Annotated in this window: 15 protein-coding genes and 1 other RNA gene; 9 read left to right on the forward strand and 7 right to left on the reverse strand. The window is 24.1% G+C overall.

Translation table 11 applies throughout. The features are described from left to right. Positions 1–352: 352 nt before the first annotated feature. On the reverse strand, positions 353–1,537 hold the full coding sequence (locus BBP_RS02065; protein WP_011091522.1) for an MFS transporter: 1,185 nt from the start codon (positions 1,535–1,537) through the stop codon (positions 353–355). 151 nt (positions 1,538–1,688) lie between these two features. On the opposite strand from BBP_RS02065, the gene BBP_RS02070 reads away from it, so the two are divergent. Beyond that, entirely contained in the window at positions 1,689–1,973 is a 285-nt protein-coding gene (locus BBP_RS02070; RefSeq protein ID WP_011091523.1) for a TusE/DsrC/DsvC family sulfur relay protein, read from the forward strand. A gap of 55 nt (positions 1,974–2,028) precedes the next feature. Here the strand turns inward: BBP_RS02070 and cyoE are convergent, their stop codons facing one another. From cyoE to cyoA, 5 genes are all read right to left on the reverse strand, one after another. Next, positions 2,029–2,874, reverse strand: coding sequence for a heme o synthase (cyoE, locus tag BBP_RS02075; protein ID WP_187145692.1), 846 nt, complete (start codon positions 2,872–2,874; stop codon positions 2,029–2,031). 8 nt (positions 2,875–2,882) lie between these two features. After that, entirely contained in the window at positions 2,883–3,185 is a 303-nt protein-coding gene (locus tag BBP_RS02810) for a cytochrome C oxidase subunit IV family protein (protein ID WP_011091525.1), read from the reverse strand. Between the two features lie 25 nt (positions 3,186–3,210). Beyond that, complete coding sequence (gene cyoC / locus BBP_RS02085; protein WP_228368073.1) at positions 3,211–3,828, reverse strand: cytochrome o ubiquinol oxidase subunit III; 618 nt, start codon at positions 3,826–3,828, stop codon at positions 3,211–3,213. 7 nt (positions 3,829–3,835) lie between these two features. Further along, the gene (cyoB, locus tag BBP_RS02090) at positions 3,836–5,815 is read right to left on the reverse strand and encodes a cytochrome o ubiquinol oxidase subunit I (RefSeq protein ID WP_011091527.1); all 1,980 of its coding nucleotides are present in this window, start codon (positions 5,813–5,815) and stop codon (positions 3,836–3,838) included. 71 nt (positions 5,816–5,886) lie between these two features. Next, positions 5,887–6,747: a ubiquinol oxidase subunit II gene (gene cyoA / locus BBP_RS02095; protein ID WP_044010653.1), complete on the reverse strand. Its 861-nt coding sequence runs from the start codon at positions 6,745–6,747 to the stop codon at positions 5,887–5,889. 348 nt (positions 6,748–7,095) lie between these two features. Between cyoA and BBP_RS02995 the strand changes: the two genes are divergently transcribed. From BBP_RS02995 to BBP_RS02130, 7 genes are all read left to right on the forward strand, one after another. Continuing rightward, complete coding sequence (locus tag BBP_RS02995) at positions 7,096–7,413, forward strand: BolA family protein (protein WP_011091529.1); 318 nt, start codon at positions 7,096–7,098, stop codon at positions 7,411–7,413. 646 nt (positions 7,414–8,059) lie between these two features. Then, positions 8,060–8,677: an ATP-dependent Clp endopeptidase proteolytic subunit ClpP gene (gene clpP, locus BBP_RS02105; RefSeq protein WP_011091530.1), complete on the forward strand. Its 618-nt coding sequence runs from the start codon at positions 8,060–8,062 to the stop codon at positions 8,675–8,677. Between the two features lie 83 nt (positions 8,678–8,760). Continuing rightward, the gene (gene clpX, locus BBP_RS02110) at positions 8,761–10,047 is read left to right on the forward strand and encodes an ATP-dependent Clp protease ATP-binding subunit ClpX (RefSeq protein ID WP_011091531.1); all 1,287 of its coding nucleotides are present in this window, start codon (positions 8,761–8,763) and stop codon (positions 10,045–10,047) included. A gap of 186 nt (positions 10,048–10,233) precedes the next feature. After that, positions 10,234–12,576 carry an endopeptidase La gene (gene lon / locus BBP_RS02115; RefSeq protein ID WP_011091532.1) on the forward strand — a complete coding sequence of 781 codons (2,343 nt, stop codon included), beginning with the start codon at positions 10,234–10,236 and terminating at the stop codon, positions 12,574–12,576. Positions 12,577–12,684: 108 nt separating this feature from the next. Next, positions 12,685–14,220, forward strand: a complete 1,536-nt coding sequence (locus BBP_RS02120; protein ID WP_011091533.1) for a SurA N-terminal domain-containing protein — start codon at positions 12,685–12,687, stop codon at positions 14,218–14,220. Between the two features lie 452 nt (positions 14,221–14,672). Further along, complete coding sequence (locus BBP_RS02125) at positions 14,673–16,412, forward strand: ABC transporter transmembrane domain-containing protein (RefSeq protein WP_011091534.1); 1,740 nt, start codon at positions 14,673–14,675, stop codon at positions 16,410–16,412. Between the two features lie 28 nt (positions 16,413–16,440). After that, positions 16,441–18,177, forward strand: coding sequence for an ABC transporter transmembrane domain-containing protein (locus BBP_RS02130; protein WP_011091535.1), 1,737 nt, complete (start codon positions 16,441–16,443; stop codon positions 18,175–18,177). Positions 18,178–18,237: 60 nt separating this feature from the next. Here the strand turns inward: BBP_RS02130 and ffs are convergent. Next, positions 18,238–18,335: signal recognition particle sRNA small type (ffs, locus tag BBP_RS02855), an RNA gene on the reverse strand. A 161-nt stretch (positions 18,336–18,496) separates the two neighbouring features. Between ffs and dnaX the strand changes: the two genes are divergently transcribed. Then, positions 18,497–19,609 (forward strand): DNA polymerase III subunit gamma/tau, encoded by a 1,113-nt coding sequence (dnaX, locus tag BBP_RS02135; protein WP_011091536.1) that lies wholly within the window; start codon positions 18,497–18,499, stop codon positions 19,607–19,609. The last annotated feature ends 179 nt before the right edge of the window (positions 19,610–19,788 follow it).

A 19,788-nucleotide genomic window follows, 5' to 3' on the forward strand; every position in this document is an offset into this window, starting at 1 on the left:
ACCAAAAAGTAAAATACTCCACCTATATGAATTGTTGTCTAACACTAGTATATTTACTGTAAATTAAAGTTAACCTAATTTTTACCACTATATAACAATAAAATATATTACGTAATATAAAATAACAAATAATATTAAAATAATCATGTTATTCAATAGTCAATACTTAAAATTATTAATATAAATTTTATTTAAACCAGTAAACTTTAAAAAATTTATTTACATACATCCCGTTTTAAATACACCATAAATAATATAAAAGTATTACATTAATATATAAAAACAAAATCATATATGAATAATTAACAATAAAATATTTCTATATTTATACTAAATAACATTATACTATAATTTATTTTATTAAATATAAAATACTTGTTATAAACCATAAAATAGATACTACAAACTCAAAGAATAACACTTCAAAATAATTTAAATAACTAAACAATATACCCCCAATTATTCCTCCCATAGAAGAACCCAAAAATTGACTAGTAGAATAAATCGCCATTGTCGTACTTTTATAATTTTTAGAAGAAAATTTATTTACTAATGCTGGAAGTATAGTTTCTAAAAATATAAATGCTATAAAAAATATCTGCAATCCCAATATTAATGATATATTGTTATGTCCAAATAATAAAAATATCCCATAACATAAAACAAATAAAAACGCAGACGTTGTTATCGTAATATTACTATACAATACTTTTGATTGTATGAAACAAATACAAAATAAAACAATTAAAAATGATACTAACAAAATTACTATATATATAATTTCAGGAACATACTCAAAAAATTCAAATATTTTCTTTAATTCAACCGGTATAATAATAAAATTACACATTAAAAAAAAATGAATAAGAAAAACACTTAAATTTATTTGACATAAAACTCTATTACTTAAAATTTTAAAAAAATTGCTTATTTCACTCCTAAAATTACAAACAACATTTTTATTTAACAATGATGCCGGAATATAAAACATTCCAAAAAAAAGACAAAAAATCGATAACAAAGAATTTATTAAAAATAAACAATAAAAACCAAACATATTTACAATAATAGGACTTAATATTACTGCTAAAAAAAAACTAATTCCAAAACTTACTCCCAATAATCCCATAATTTTAATTCTATTATGAGGTAATACTAATTCAGATAATAATGTCATACATACTGATGAAATTGCACCTGAACCTTGTAATCCTCGACCAAGAATAATACCCCAAATAGAATTAGAGCTCCACGCAATAATATTTCCTAATAAAAAACATAACAATCCAATATTAATAATTAATTTTTGTCCATATTTGTCAGATAACCATCCATATGGAATTTGAAAAATAATCTGAAATATTCCGTAAATACCAATAGCAACTCCCACTAAAAAAATATTACTATTTTTTAAACACATTCCATATGTACTAAGCACAGGAACAATCATAAACATACCAAATACACGTAAAGAGAAGATCATAAATATGCCTATTATAGCCTTCTTATTATGTGTTTTAATTTCATCAAAACTCATATTATATTTCCAATTCATATTGCAAATCTGAACATACCACATATAATAAAGTAGTTTACGTATTTAAAGTTATCATAATAATAAAGTTGCAACATGCATACGTAAATAAAATAACATTCATACTATTAACAAATAATTAATACGCAATATCATGAACTATATACCCGATTGGAATGAAGAATTAGCAAAAAAGATTGCAAAATCAGAATTTATAAACATGACACCAGATCATTGGGAAATAATATACATTATAAGAAATTTTTATCTAAATTTTAATCTAGCACCTTCTATAAGAATATTAATAAAAACACTAGAAAAAATGAAATATAATAAAAAAAAATGTTCAAGTAGATATTTATTAAAACTATTTCCTAAAAATCCTATTAAACAAGCTAGTAAAATTGCAGGAGTTCCAAAAACTAATGATTGTATATAATTATTTACCAAATATCTAAAATATTTATTAAATATTTATTCGAAAAACATTTTTGTTATACAAAACCAAATAACATAATAATATTTAATAAAAAAATGACAATAATAGACCATCTAAAAATGTTTTTAGCCCACAATTTACTATTTTTAATAGTCAATTCTAATAAAGAATAATATAACCATGTTAAACATAAAAAAAACGAAATTATTAAAAATTTATAATTGATACTATTTATAAAAGTAAGCACAATAACAGAAATAAAAAATAGAATAATATGCAATATTATATGATATCTAGTAATTTTAAATCCATATATAACTGGAAATACTGGTATATTAGCAATTTTATAATCTCTAAAATGAAGAATACATATTGCATAAGAATGAGGAATTTGCCATAAAGCAAACATAATTAACAGATTTAATGAACAAAAATCAAAATTATTAGTAACAGAGCAATAACCTACTATAGGTGGCAAAGAGCCAGAAATACTACCAACAATCGTTGATATAGCTGACGTTTTTTTTAAAAAAAAACTATAAAGAAATATATACGTCAACCATCCTAACAGAAACAAACAAAAACATACAACATTAATAAACTTAACACAAAGAATTAATCCTAAAAACAACATAAACATTGCAATTAAAATTGCTAATTTACAAAATTTATTATATTTTACTAATAATCTACATTGAGTTCGAAGCATTATTTTGTCTATATCACAATCAATAACGTTGTTTAATACACATGCAGACCCAACAATTAAAAATAAACTAAGCGAATCTAAAAATAATAATTTAGAATATATATGTCCACGTGCTGCTACACCATATCCTCCATATAAAGATAGTAAATTCCCTAAAATTATTTTTGGTTTCAATACTTCTAGCAGATACAAGATGACATTTACATAATACATAAATTATTATTTAAATTTTTAATAACCCAAATAGAACCTAACAATATAATTAAACCTACAACTAAAGAAAAAATAACGGATATCAACTTCCATCTTTGTTCTAATGAAAAATCTAAATTTAAGAAAAACTTTATATGGGCTAATATTTGAAAAAACAAACATACAATTATAAATGCATACAAATAGTTTCTAGAAAATATTCTATATATAATTGCAAAAATAGGCATTATACTTAAAATACTTAATAAAATTAAAATAAACAGATATTTTAAATATCGATTTTTCAACATAAATTACCTTAAATTTTAAAAAACATTATACCATTCCAAACAAGTATACAAATGAAAATATAAATACCCATACTATATCTAAAAAATGCCAAAATAAATTTAAACACAACATTCGATAATAAATTAAATTAGTAATATTAAAAGTATAAACGTACTTAATCATTACTATAATCCAAATCAATCCTGAAATTACATGTATTCCATGAGTAGCTATTAAGACGAAAAATGACGATAAAAAGCCACTTCGAGTAGGCCCGAATCCTAAATTTATTAAGTGAAAAAACTCAAACAACTCTAAAAAAACAAATAATAATCCTAATAAAAATGTTATACCTAACCATAAAAAAACCATATATAAATTTTTATTCTTCATTTCAAATAATACTAAATTACAAGAAAACGAACTAAACAAAAGCAAAAACGTTTCTATAATGATTAAATTATTCTGAAAAATATTATGACCCGATGGACCTTGAGCAACATTATCTACTAAAATAAAATACACAGAAAACAATGTACAAAAAATAATGCAATCACTCATTAAATATAACCAAAATCCAAGAAGTTCTTTTGAAAAAATATTAGTATCAATCTTATATTTTTTTTTCATATCATTTTTACATTGAAATTTTTTATTTATCACAATTGTTTTAATCCATCTTTTTAATATTAATACATTTTTCAATCTCTTTAATCTCTTCTATAGAAATAATATAATCACAATTTGTATCTAAACTCTTTATAACCAATAAATAAATAATGACAAAAAAAGATATAAAAAATAACCAAAAAATGTACCAAACTGCAGAAAAACCTAATAAAAAAGCAAAAAACCCAATTAAAAAACCAAACTTGGTATTTTTAGGCATATGAAAACTAGTATACAATATTGGTAATTTATTACTTTTGAAACTTTTCTTAGACTCCCAAAAACTATCTCGAAATTGCACTATAGGTAATACTGCAAAATTATAAAATGGTGGAGGAGAAGTAGTCGACCATTCTAACGTCCTACCATTCCAAGGATCACCAGAACAATCCCGATTCAAATTTCTATCTCTAATCGAAACAAATATTTGAATTATCTGGAATACAATTCCAATAAAAATTAAAATTGTTCCCAAAGCAGCAATCGTTAACATAGAATGAAATTGAGGATTAATATTTTGACTAAGACGACGAGTCATTCCCATTAATCCTAAAGCATAAAGAGGCATAAAAGCACAAAAAAAACCAAAAAACCAACACCAAAATGCACGTTTTCCCCATTTTTCCGATAGCATAAAACCAAATAATTTTGGGAACCAATAAGTTATTCCAGCAAAACATCCAAAAACTACTCCACCAATAATAACGTTATGAAAATGCGCTACTAAAAACAAACTGTTATGTAACGAAAAATCTATAACAGGTAAGGATAATAAAACTCCAGCCATACCGCCAATAGAAAACGTAATTAAAAAACCTATTGTCCATAACATAATAGAATTAATTCGAACATTTCCACGATACATGGTAAATAACCAATTAAAAATCTTTACCCCAGTGGGAATAGAAATAATCATGGTTGTAATACCAAAAAATGCATTAACGTTTGCACTTGCTCCCATCGTAAAAAAATGATGTAGCCAAACTATAAAAGATAAAATAGTAATAACAATAGTAGCCCATATTAAAGAAGTATAACCAAACAGTTCTTTACTAGAAAAAGTAGCTACTACTTCAGAAAAAATTCCAAACACAGGTAATATTAAAATATATACTTCAGGATGCCCCCAAATCCAAATTAAATTAACATACATCATCATATTGCCTCCGAAATCATTTGTAAAAAAATGAAATCCAAGATATCGATCTAACGTAAGCAATAATAAACTTACAGTTAAAACGGGAAAAGAAGCAATAATTAAAATATTTGTACAAAAAGACGTCCACGTAAAAACAGGAATTTTAAACCAATTCATTCCAGAAGATCTCATTTTAATAATTGTTACTAAAAAATTAATAGCTGTTAGTGTCGTACCAATACCAGATATTTGTAAACTCCAAATCCAATAATCTACTCCAACACCCGGGCTATATTGTAGTTCTGATAAGGGAGGATACGCTAACCAACCAGTTTGCGCAAACTCTCCTATACCTAAAGAAACGTTCATTAAAAGAGCTGAAAAAATAGTTAACCATAAACTTAAATTATTTAAAAATGGAAACGCTACATCACGAGATCCTATCTGTAATGGAACCACAAAATTCATTAATCCAATTACTAATGGCATAGCCACGAAAAAAATCATGATAACACCATGAGCTGTAAATATTTGATCATAATGATGTGGCGGCAAAAAACCTGTTCCATTTCCATGATATGAAGATACCAAAAATTGTTGCATTCGCATCATAATTGCGTCAGCAAAACCACGAAATAACATTATAAATGCTAAAAAAATATACATCTTAGCTATCTTTTTGTGATCTACTGTACAACACCATTCATTCCATAAATATTGCCACTTTTGAGCTATCGTAATTATTATGCTAATAACAAGAAACACTAAAATCACTACACAGCAAGTAATCATGATAATAGGATCATGATATGGTATTGAATTTAAACTCAACTTACCAAACATTATCTACACTTCCTTAAAAATGTATTCCACTTATTTAGATAAATTAAAAAAAATTGTATATTATTTTATTCTTATAACGAAATTTTTAAAACATTCGCTATTACTACATTAAATAAATTTTCTTTTAAATTAGAAAAATATTTAATAGCATTATTATCACTCGGTATTGCTAATTGATTAAATTGATACATAGAATTTAATTTATATTTAGATTTTTGAATTTTTTTTACCCATTCATAAAAAAAAATATGATCAGAAGTAACTAATACATCAAATTTCATATTTGAAAATCCTTTTCCGCTGTAATTAGAAGAAAATCCCTTAAACTGTCCTAATTTATTAGCTATTAAATTCAAATTAGTTTTCATTCCTGGCATAACATATATTTGACTACCTAACGAAGGAATAAAAAATGAATTCATTACAGAACCAGAAGTTAAATTAAAAATTATTGGAGTATTAATTGGAATTATTAATTTATTAATTGTAGCAATTTTTTGATCTGGATAAATAAATAACCATTTCCAATCCAACGAAATTACATTAATTTTAATAGGTTGAACATTAGATACAATAGGTTTTTTAGGATCTAAATCATGAACCGATTTCCATGAAAAAATAGATAAAAAAACTATTATAATAATTGGAATTCCCCAAATTAATAACTCTATTATATTAGAATGTGACCACTTTGGATCATACGTTTTAGAAAAGTTTGATTCTCTATAACGTAAAACAAAAAAAATAGTCATAAAAATGACTGGAATTATTATTAATAACATTGTAAAGAAAGAAACAAATAATACAAAACGCTGTTCTTGAGCAATCAATCCATTAGGACATAAAATTGTACAGTCACATCCATTAATACAAAAAATACAACTTACTAATAAAAATTTCAAAATATAACTTTTATACTTGATAAATTGCATTTTTATAGCTCCAAACATTTTATCTTTAGAATAAATAATATTACTTTAAAAATAATTAATACAAACTAAAATACTAAAAATAGCGTTTAAATATTCTATACTTATGAAATTATTATAAAAATAATAAATATTTCACTTAAAATTTATGCTAACTAAACTTTTAATATACAAAAATATATTGTATTATTTAATTAACAATGACTAAACTGTCTAAATATTCCATGTAAAACGAAATAAATTTATAAGATATAACAACCTCTAAACACGAATAATGCTATATTATATAGCATACGAAGTAAATATTTACTTATGTATAATTAATTTTATTCTACCTTTAACTAATCAAAAATGATAAAACAAAAAATAATAAATTTACTTCAAAAAAAAATAAACTACGAAAAATTAAAAATATACAACGAAAGTAAAAAACATAATATAACTCACAATAAAAATTCTCATTTTAAAATTTTAATAGTTAGTAACTATTTTATAAACATTGATATTATTGACAGACACAGAAAAATATATTCTTGGTTATCAATATTTTTTTTTAAATATAAAATAAAATCACTATCAATATACGCTTACACTACTTTAGAATGGAAAAATAAAAAATGCAAAAGTTTTTTTAACTCTCCCTTATGTAAAAATAAACCTAATTCATAATCATACTAAATAATACTTTAAATATACGTACTTATTAGAAACAATGCTTAAAATACTTATACAATTACATATATCAAATTTCTAATTTGAAAAATTTTAATATTCATTAATATTCTTACGAGTATAACTAATTTCAACAACGAAAGAATTATTTGTCAATTTTATCTTCCTAAATGTAAAATCGACAAACTATGCATTACGTGTATCAAAAATGTTTAAAAATTTACCAAAATTTTCATTCACAATACAATTTTGACATGCTTCTAAAAAATACACATCATTACTTACAAAAGATATCAAAATATATAAATGACATATCAAAATCTCTAAATAAATCTTAATACTATTTTAACATACATAATAAATAATCTGTTAACTTAAAAACTATACATTCTTCTTTTCAAATATAACTTCTAAACTATATCTAAATTTTAAATAGCGCTAATATTTTTTAAAATAATTTAAATAATAAATATGAATGTTTTGACACTTATTAACACATACTAAAATAAAATTAATATTTAACTAAAATACGACTACATAATGTAAAATATTATTGGTTCAATAATGTAAAACTAAATACATGTAACATAATTCTGGTAAAAAATATAATTTCAATAAATCCTAATATTCAAGAGACACTATAATGACACTTTATGACAAAGAAATTAATAAAAATTCACTTCTTATTCCTATGGTTATCGAAAAAACTTCATATGGAGAACGTTCATATGACATATATTCTAGACTTTTAAAAGAACGAATAATATTTTTAACAGGAACTATAGATGACAACACAGCAAATTTAATAGTAGCTCAAATGTTATTTTTAGAAGCCGAAAATGCCAAACAAGATATTTATATCTATATAAATTCTCCAGGAGGGGTGATTACAGCTGGAATGTCTATTTACGACACCATGAAATTTATAAAACCCAATGTAAATACTATATGTATAGGACAAGCGTGTTCTATGGCTGCATTAATACTAACTGCAGGAAAAAAAGGATATAGATACTGTTTACCTAATTCTAGAATTATGATTCATCAACCTATAGGAGGTTATAACGGACAAGCTTCAGATATCGAAATTCATGCTAAAGAAATCATAAAAGTAAAAAGAAAACTCAATGAACTAATGGCATTTCATACTTCACAAAGTATTAATACTATAGAAAAAGATACCGAAAGAGATTGTTTTCTTTCAGCTAATCAAGCTATAAAATACGGATTAATAGATACTATTTTAAGCTACAGAACATAAAAACTACTATTTAAAAACATTATTACATTTTTAAAATATAAATTATTACATTTAAAATTTTTTGTTAAAATAAAGAGAAATCAATGGTAGATAATAGCAAAAACAATACCGAAACACTATTATGTTGTTCTTTTTGTGAAAAAAATCAAAAAGAAGTAAAAAAACTAATAGCTGGATTATCAGCGTATATTTGCGATGAATGTATAAAATTATGCAATAATATTCTTGAAGAAGAAAATAACAATTTATCATCATATTATGATGTTAAAAAAAAAATACCTACACCATATGAAATATTTAAACATTTAGATAACTATATAATAGGTCAATTACACACAAAAAAAGTACTATCAGTTGCAGTATATAATCATTATAAACGCTTGAACCATTTAAACTCAAAAAAAAATAATAATATTGAACTAGGAAAAAGTAATCTATTGCTAATCGGACCTACAGGATGTGGAAAAACTCTATTAGCTGAAACATTAGCAAAATTTCTTGATGTTCCATTTTCTATATCTGACGCTACAACGCTAACTGAAGCTGGGTATGTAGGAGAAGATGTTGAAAATATCATCCAAAGATTATTACAAAAATGTAATTATAATATAAAAAAAGCAGAAACAGGAATTATTTATATAGATGAAATAGATAAAATTTCTCGAAAATCTGAAAACCCTTCTATCACCCGTGACGTTTCTGGAGAAGGTGTACAACAAGCATTACTAAAATTAATAGAAGGTACATTAGCTTCAGTTCCAATGCAAGGCGGAAGAAAACACCCGCAGCAAGAATTTTTAAAAGTGGATACTTCAAAAATTTTATTTATATGCGGAGGAGCATTTTTGGGTTTAAATAAAATTATTGAAAAAAGAACAAAATTAGGTACTAAAATTGGGTTTAATGCTAAAGTAAACAAAAATCTTAAAATTTGTTCTAAAGACGCACTAATGCAACAAGTCATTCCTGAAGATTTAATTAAATTCGGACTAATACCTGAATTTATCGGGCGCTTACCTATATTAACAATACTACATGAATTAGATAAAAAAATGTTAGTTAAAATTTTATCTGAACCTAAAAATGCACTAATTAAACAATATCAAACACTATTTAAACTTGAAGATGTTGAACTAAAAATTTGTACAAAAGTTATAGAATATATAGCTCAAAAAGCTATGAACCAAAATACAGGAGCACGAGGTCTACGATCAATTATAGAAATGCTTTTACTAGACACCATGTACCGCTTACCTTCTATGACTAATATAAAAACAATTATAATAGACGAATCAACCATAGTGAACAATAATTTAACCCCAATATTAATTTACAAAAAACATGATTCTAAAACCACATCTGGTAAATAAAACACATAACTATCTAGTTTCTAATAAGATTAGATTATTTATTTTTAAGTTAATAACGTTAAATACCTCGAGTATTTATTCAAAACATACTCAAAATTTTATTATAGTTTTTAAATAATATGGTGGTCTACTCAGTATAATTTTTTAATTTTTAAAAAATTATCATTGAAACTAAGAGAGAATCGTATGAATCCAGAGCGTTCCGAATATATTGAAATTCCTGTTTTACCGCTACGTGATGTAGTTATCTATCCGTATATGGTAATTCCATTATTTGTAGGAAGAGATAAATCTATTAAATGTATTGAAGCATCTATGAATAAGAATAAAAAAATAATGTTGGTTACACAAAAAGAAGCAGAAATTGATGAACCTACAGATAATGATTTATTTACCATTGGAACTACAGCTTCTATTTTGCAAATGCTAAAATTACCTGACGGAACAGTAAAAGTATTAGTAGAAGGATTACAGCGTGCAAAAGTTAAAAAAATTAATAATGAAAACGGCTATTTCACTGCTCAAATTCAATTAATATGCACACCTGAAATCACAGAAAAAGAACAGTCTATACTAATCAGAACAACATTAAATCAATTTGAAAACTATGTTAAATTCAATAAAAAAATTTCTCCTGAAATTTTAAATTCATTAAACAATATTACAAATGCTTCGCAATTGTCTGATATGATCGCTATTCATATGCCGCTAAAATTATCAGAAAAACAATCTATATTAGAAACATATAATACTAATGAAAGATTAGAGCGTCTAATGGCAATAATGGAATCAGAAATTGACTTATTGCAAGTAGAAAAACGAATTCGAAATCGAGTTAAAAAACAAATGGAAAAAAGCCAAAGGGAATATTATTTAAACGAACAAATGAAAGCCATACAAAAAGAATTAGGTGAAATGGACGAAACACTCGATGAACACGAAATTTTAAAACGAAAAATAACTACAATAAAAATGCCAAAAGAAGCACAAGAAAAAATGGCATCTGAATTACATAAATTAAAAATGATGTCACCTATGTCTGCTGAGGCTACAGTAGTCAGAAGTTATATAGATTGGATGATTCAAATCCCATGGAATATACGTAGCAAAGTCAAAAAGAATTTAACACAAGCTCAAAAAATTCTTGATTCAGATCATTTTGGATTAGATAAAGTCAAAGAACGAATTTTGGAATACCTCGCAGTTCAAAGTAGAATTAACACAGTAAAAGGACCTATTTTGTGTTTAGTAGGGCCTCCCGGGGTTGGAAAAACATCTTTAGGACAATCAATAGCACGCGCAACAGGAAGAAAATATATTAGAATGGCACTAGGTGGTATTCGAGATGAAGCTGAAATACGTGGACATCGAAGAACTTACATAGGTTCTATGCCAGGAAAAATAATCCAAAAAATGGCAAAAGTAGGCGTAAAAAATCCATTGTTTTTATTAGATGAAATAGATAAAATGTCTTGCGATATACGCGTTGATCCAGCATCAGCACTATTAGAAGTACTAGATCCAGAACAAAATGTAGCATTTAACGACCATTATCTAGAAGTAGACTATGATCTTTCTAACGTAATGTTTATTGCAACATCTAATTCTACTAATATCCCAGCACCTTTGCTAGATCGAATGGAAATTATTCGCATTTCAGGATATACTGAATTTGAAAAATTAAATATAGCAAAATCATATTTAAAACCAAAACAAATTAAGAGAAACGCTTTAAAAAGCAACGAACTAACTATAGAAGACTCTGTTGTTACTAACATAATTCGATACTATACTAGAGAAGCTGGAGTAAGAAACTTAGAACGCGAATTATCAAAAATTTGCCGAAAATGTGTTAAAAACTTAATTCTAAACAAATCCTTAAAAAAAATAAAAATTACCACTGATAATTTACACGATTATCTTGGAATAAAAAAATACGATTTTGGAAAAACAAACTACAAAAATCAAATTGGGCAAGTAATTGGTTTAGCATGGACTGAAGTAGGCGGAGAACTATTAACAATCGAAGCAGCTTGCATATCAGGTAAAGGAAAATTAATTTATACAGGATCTTTAGGAGAAGTAATGCAAGAATCTATTCAGGCTGCTTTAACAGTAGTACGTTCACAAGCAAACAAACTGGGAATTAAAAAAAATTTTTACGAAAAAAATGATATTCACGTTCATGTTCCTGAAGGTGCTACACCTAAAGATGGACCTAGCGCTGGTATAGCTATGTGTACAGCAATAGTATCTTGTTTAACCGGAATTCCTGTAAAATCTGATATAGCTATGACAGGAGAAATAACTTTAAGAGGCCAAATACTAACTATAGGAGGATTAAAAGAAAAACTCTTAGCAGCACATAGAGGTGGTATAAAAAAAGTTTTAATTCCTTATGATAATGAAAAAGATTTACAAGAAATTCCAAAAACAATTCTTAAAGGTCTTTTTGTACATCCTGTAAAGCACATTAAAGAAGTTTTAAACTTATCTTTAGAAAATACTCCTTATTTTAGTTCTAAATAAAATATAACCTTGTTATTAAATAATTTTAAATTTTATCTGGCAAATTAAAACATAGTTTGCCAGACTGCAATTATAAATTTACATATAAGGTAACTTAGTATATTAACAATGCACAAACTAACATCAAAATTATCTAATTTAATTCTACTATTATTAATAATAATAATTTTTATATCATTAATTTTAACAAACTTTAATAACTATTTGTTAGAAAATTTATCAGAATACGAAATTAAAATAAACAATACAGAGATTAGTCGAGAAGAATTTATCCAAAGATATAACCTAGAATGTTTCTATAATGATAAAAATTTTAAAAACGATATTATTACAAATCCTAAAAATCCAAAATATATCTCAGAAATTTATAATATAACATTATCAAACATAATATATGAATCATTATTACAACAATACGTACATCAACTCCATTTTAACATTGATTATTCACATGTAAAAAATTATATATACAAACAAACTATTTTTAGACAAAATCAAAAATTTAATAAAGAAAAATACTATGAATATTTAAAAAAATTACAAATAAGTTCTAATGAATATATTAAAAAAGTTATGACATATTTAGAAATAAAAGAATTTATTAAGACTCTTACTAATACAGACTTTATACTAAATAATGAAAAAAATAATATTCTAAAATTATTTGAACAGGGTAGAATAGTTAACAAATCTTATGTCAATCTTAATAATCTAAAATTAATAGAACACATAAGTAATAAAGAACTCAAAAGATATTACATTAATCATAAACATCAATTTTTATCACCAAAAAAATTTAAAATTAGTTATTTTTTAATAAATAAAAATAATGTTTTTGTACCATGTATTAAAAAATTTTATTTTAAAAACAAAGATAATACTTTTCAACATGAATTATTTTTACAACACAAAAAATCAAAAAAACAAAATGATAATATTATTAAAAAATTACTGACAACACACACAAATACCTCTCAGTTTAAAAATATTATTCAAAAAAATAACATATGTATACATCATACACCATGGTTAACACAAACATTATACAAACACGAAAAATTACCTAAAAAATTATTAAAATATATTATTAACAATAATATTTTATTTCATAATAACAAAAACACTATTAAAAACTATCCTACAATCATACATATGAATAACAATAATGCTTATGTTTTATGGATACAAAAATATGAAAAAGCAACAATAGAAAATTTTTCTAAAAAAATTCGAAAAAAAATTATAAATATTCTAAAAAACGAACATTCTAAAAAAATTCGTTACCAAATTGTTCAAAAAATAGTATATCAATTAAATCATGGTGACACGAACTTGTTTAGTCAACTAAAATTAAAATTCAGTAATTCAGAATATTATTCTAGATTTAACACTAATACATTAACTAATAAAATATTTTCACTGCCAATTCCAAAAAAAGGACAAAAAATTTATTTTATATTTCATGATCAAAAAAAACTATTTTTATACCAATTTTCAAATATCTTCTATTTTAAACTTACTAAAAAACAAAAAAAAATGATTGCGTCTTATATATCACAATCTCATTCAGAAATAATACTAAATGCTATTTTAGAAAATTTATATAAAACAGCACATATTTCTTATAAAGGATATATTAATTAATATTAATAAGTAAGTATATGTTACAAAACAAAATGCAAAATTTATTTTAATTTACTAAACATAATTATCAAAAAAGTACATTGTTTTTCTAAAATTTAAATACAAAAATTATTATTCCAATATTAATATTTATTTAAAAAAATATACTAAGAATATAAATATTAAATTTTAATAAGCATACTATTAAATTATAAAAAATTAAAAATTCTTACTTTTGAAGAAATATTCTATTATCTATTTAAATAAAATTTACTTTTTATTTAATATAAAAATAATGTTATTTCATATTTACTATTTAAACATAATTCAAAAATATAGTTTACTATAAAATAATAATATTAATTTTATAAAATTCTTTAAAATACTGATTGCGTTATCTAAAAAATTACCAAAAAAAAAATAATAAATTAATAAAGAAATTATTATAAAAACAATTACTATAGGAACTATATGTGCAACTACTTAAACAACTAAAATGGTATTTCATACAAGAATACAAAAACTATACCATAGCAATATTCTTATTAATTTCTATTTCTATCTTGCAATTATATCCTCCAAAATTAATAGGAATGCTAATAGATATTAGTATTAGAAAACAAACACAAAAAGCACCAATATTGCCTTTAATTTTAATAATTTTATTTATTTCCATAATTATTTATATTTTACGCTACATGTGGAGACTATTTTTATTCGGCGCATCCTATAAATTGGCTATCAAACTCAGAATTGAAATTTATAATTATTTATGTCAACAAAAAAACGATTTTTATTTAAAACATAAAACAGGTGATCTAATCGCTAGAATTACCAACGATGTAGACAAAGTAGTATTCGCAGCTGGAGAAGGTGTCTTAACTCTAGTGGATTCTTTAATCATGGGAGTATCTGTCATTATAGTTATGATTACTCAAATAAGCTGGAAATTAACTATCATTTCTCTAATTCCTATGCCAATTATGGCTATAATAATAAAACGTTTTGGTAAGAAATTATATTCGAGTTATCATGATGCTCAAACTACATTTTCGCATCTTAATAATTATGCGCAAGAAAATCTTAATAATATCCACATGATTAAAGCATTTGGATTAGAAAATTACTATAGCAAAAAATTTCTTAAAATCGCTCATAAAACAAGAAAAAAAAATATAAAAATCGCAAAAATTGATTCAAAATTTAATCCAATAATTCACTTATTTATTTCAATTTCACACTTATTAGCTATCACTATTGGAAGTTATATGATTACATATAACGAAATTAGCACTGGAGAATTAATGAGTTTTATACTGTATCTAGGACTTATAATCTGGCCAATGTTAGCATTCGCATGGATGTTTAATATCATAGAAAGAGGAAGTGCATCATGGGATAGAATAAAATCAATGATTAATAACAATTTATTTATACATAAAAAAAAATATAAAAATATATCCAATATTCCAGGAATATTAGAAGTTAAAATTAATTATTTTAAATATTCCAAATCTAATAAAACAATATTAAAAAATATCAATTTTAAAATTCGTCCAGGACAAATACTAGGTATTTGTGGTCCTACTGGATCAGGAAAAAGTACACTATTAAAACTAATACAACGTCAAATTGAACTTTACGACGGAAAAATATCATATCATTCCATTCCTATTACACAATTTAATATAGTAGAATGGCGAAAAAAAATGTCTATAGTTAATCAAACCACTTTTTTATTTTCAGATACAATTGCAAATAACATTAAATTAGGAAAGCCATATGCTTCACAAAAAGAAATAGAACAAGCAACTACTTTTTCTGACCTTCATAATGACATTATGACGTTTCCTCAAGGGTACAATACACAAGTAGGAGAACGCGGAATTATGTTATCAGGAGGACAAAAACAAAGAATATCAATCGCACGAGCGCTATTACTAAAATCAGAAATATTAATTTTAGATAATGCTCTATCATCAGTTGATAACAAAACTGAAATAAATATTTTAGAAAACCTAAAGACTTGGAAAAAAAACAAGAATACTATCATAATGTGTACACATAGATTATCTTCATTAATAAACTCAGACCTAATAATCGTTATAGAAAATGGTTCTATAACACAAATTGGAAAACATAAGCTATTAATTCAAAATTTAAAACAATGGTATGGAAAAACATATTTACATCAAAAATTATCCAATCATTAAAAAATAAAAATAAGGACAATTTTATAAAATGAATAATGTTATAGATTTTTGGCCTACGTTAAAACGTCTATTATATTATGGCACAAATGTCAAAAAATATCTAATACTCGGATTTACTTTGTTGTTATTTTCATCTATTTTTGAAGTTTTAAATCCAATACTTATTAGTTGTTTTATTAAACATTACTTCATTAACAATACAGTTAATTATTCATTAAAAATTATTACATATTATTTAATTCTACAAATATTAGCAGCTATATTAAATTATCATCAAAACATAATCTTTAATAAGATATCCCTTACTGTCATTCAAAAATTACGTTATGATGTAATGTCTTCTACACTTCAACTTCCAATTAAAATGTTTGATCAAAGACCAATAGGTCAATTTATCTCTCGAATCACAAACGATACTGAAACTATTAAAGAATTATATGATACTGTAATAAAATCATTATTCCAAAATATTATATTAATATTAATTACCTTAATAACGATGTTTATACTAGAATGGAGAATGGCATGCATAGCTTCTATTATTTTTCCAATCGCGCTAATAATAATGTTATTATACCAATATTTTAGTAAACCTATACTCAGAAAAATAAAAGTTTATATTGCTAATATTTACAATATATTTAACGAAATAATTAACGGAATAGATGTTATTCAACAATTTCATCAAGAACAAAAATTTAGAAAATCCATTAAAAAAATTAGTATATCTCACTATTACTTTCGAATGAAAATTTTAAAATTAGACAGTTTTTTGCTACGACCACTATTAAATTTTTGTTCTACACTAATATTATGTGGACTAATATTAATTTTTGGCATTTATCCAATTGGATTTTTTGAAATTGGAACACTATATGCATTCATTACATATTTAAATAGATTAAATGAACCCCTAATTACTATAACCTCACAACAATCTATTTTTCAGCAAGCTATTGTAGCCGGGGAAAGAATATTTGAAATAATACATACGCCCAAACAACAATATGGAGATGATTCATTACATTTTCGAGAAGGAAATATAAAAGTAAAAAATTTATATTTCAGTTATACCAATAATAACGTTTACGTATTAAAAAATATTAATATTTTTATTCCTTCTAAACAATTTATAGCTTTTGTTGGAAGAACTGGAAGTGGAAAAAGTACGCTATCAAAATTATTAATAGGACATTATCCTGCAACACTTGGTAAAATTTGTTTAGACGAAAGAAACATTCAAACATTTACTCATAATGTCCTTAAAAAAAATATTTCTATTGTGCAACAAGATCCTATAATACTTAATGATACAATTTTAGAAAATATTACTCTTGGAAGAAATATATCAACAAAAAAAGTTTTAAAAATTTTAAAAACAATAAAACTAATACAATTTGTAAATTCTTTGCCAAAAGGACTAAAAACATTATTAGGCGAAAACGGAAATATTTTATCAATTGGTCAAAAACAATTATTATCTATCGCTAGAACTTTAATTTCTTGTCCTAAAATTTTAATATTAGATGAAGCTACATCAAACGTTGATTTAGATACGGAAAACAATATAAAAAAAATACTATCTTCTGTTAAACATCTCACAACAATCATAGCCATAACACATAGATTATCTACAATCAAACACGCAGATAACATTTTCGTATTCAATAATGGGGAAATTGTAGAATCAGGTACTCATTACAATTTAATAAGAAAAAAAAGCTACTATAAGAATATGTATTATTCTCAAGCAATAAAAAATTAAAAAATTAAAAAATTTCAATATAAATTAGATAATATATAATTATACTAAAACTAACAATCTCTGTTAGTAATATTCGTAATACCTGTACTGTCTTAATATGGCTGCTATTTTCCAATCCTGACCAAATTCTTAAGAATTACAGTATTATAGAGTACTAACAGAGATTTATACTAGTTATATTGCACTAAAAATTTATTAATTGCAAATTTTTTTCCTAATTTTTATTTTCGAAACATATATTGTAAAAATCTTCTTAAAAAATTTTATTTGTGATAAAATAAATTAAACAAACTTGATATTTAATCAATCACTTAATACCATGAACTATCATATTTTAGCTAAAAAATGGAGGCCACAAACATTTAATGACGTTATCGGACAACAATATATTGTTTCTGCAATCTCTAATAGCTTATTATTGGGTCGCATACATCATGCTTGGTTGTTTTTTGGAATTCGAGGAACAGGAAAAACTACTATTGCACGAATATTGGCTAAAAGTTTAAATTGTAAATTAGGAATATCTCCAAATCCATGTAGAAAATGTTCTAATTGTGTAGAAGTAGAACAAGGGAACTTTATTGATCTATACGAAGTAGATGCAGCATCTCGTACTAAAGTTGAAGACATGAAAGAACTACTAGATAATATAAGATATTTACCTTCTAAGGGGAGATTTAAAATATATCTAATTGATGAAGTTCATATGTTGTCACGATATAGTTTTAATTTTTTACTAAAAAACATAGAAGAACCACCACAACATATTAAATTTATTTTAGCAACTACTAACTTAGAAAAAATACCAGATACAATACTATCACGCTGTTTACAATTCCAGTTAAAACCAATAAATTTAAATGAAATAGTTGCTTGTATTTCTAATATTTTACACAAAGAAAACATTACATATGAAATCAAAGCTTTATCTTTAATATCTCAAAAATCAGAAGGTAGCTTGAGAGATGCAATTACGTTAACAGAACAAATGATATCCATGGGAAAAGGAAACATAACTGAAAAAATAGTAAGAAAAACTTTGGGAATGTTATACGAAGATCAAATATTATATATTCTAACAACACTATTAAATAAAGACCTAAAAAATTTAGTCTTATGTTTTAAATATATTTCAGATACACACATTAATTTTGAAAATATATTAGTAGAAATATTACAACTATTACACCAAATTTCGATAATAAAAATTATTCCTTCTATAAAACTAAACGATACTAAATATTCTAAAAACATGCAACATGCAATACAAAAAATAGCTGAACTATCTAATTATAATGATATATATTTATATTATCAAACTGCATTATTAGGAAAAAAAGAACTACATATCGCTCCTGATCAAAAAATTAGCATAGAAATGACATTATTACGCATGTTTAATCTAAATACCAAACCTATATACATAAAATAAAAAAAAATACTCTAAATTAGAATTAAAAAACGATTTCTAAAAATAAAAATTATAATTAATAAACATAAACATTTTGACAATATTGATTACATTGACCGAAATATTGCAACTTCAATTTTTTTAAACTATTATACATAATAAAAAGTTTAACGTCTTAAATAATTCTTTAAATAACATAT

Origin of the sequence: Buchnera aphidicola str. Bp (Baizongia pistaciae), from assembly GCF_000007725.1 — a bacterium.
GTDB lineage: Bacteria > Pseudomonadota > Gammaproteobacteria > Enterobacterales > Enterobacteriaceae > Buchnera_B > Buchnera_B aphidicola_H.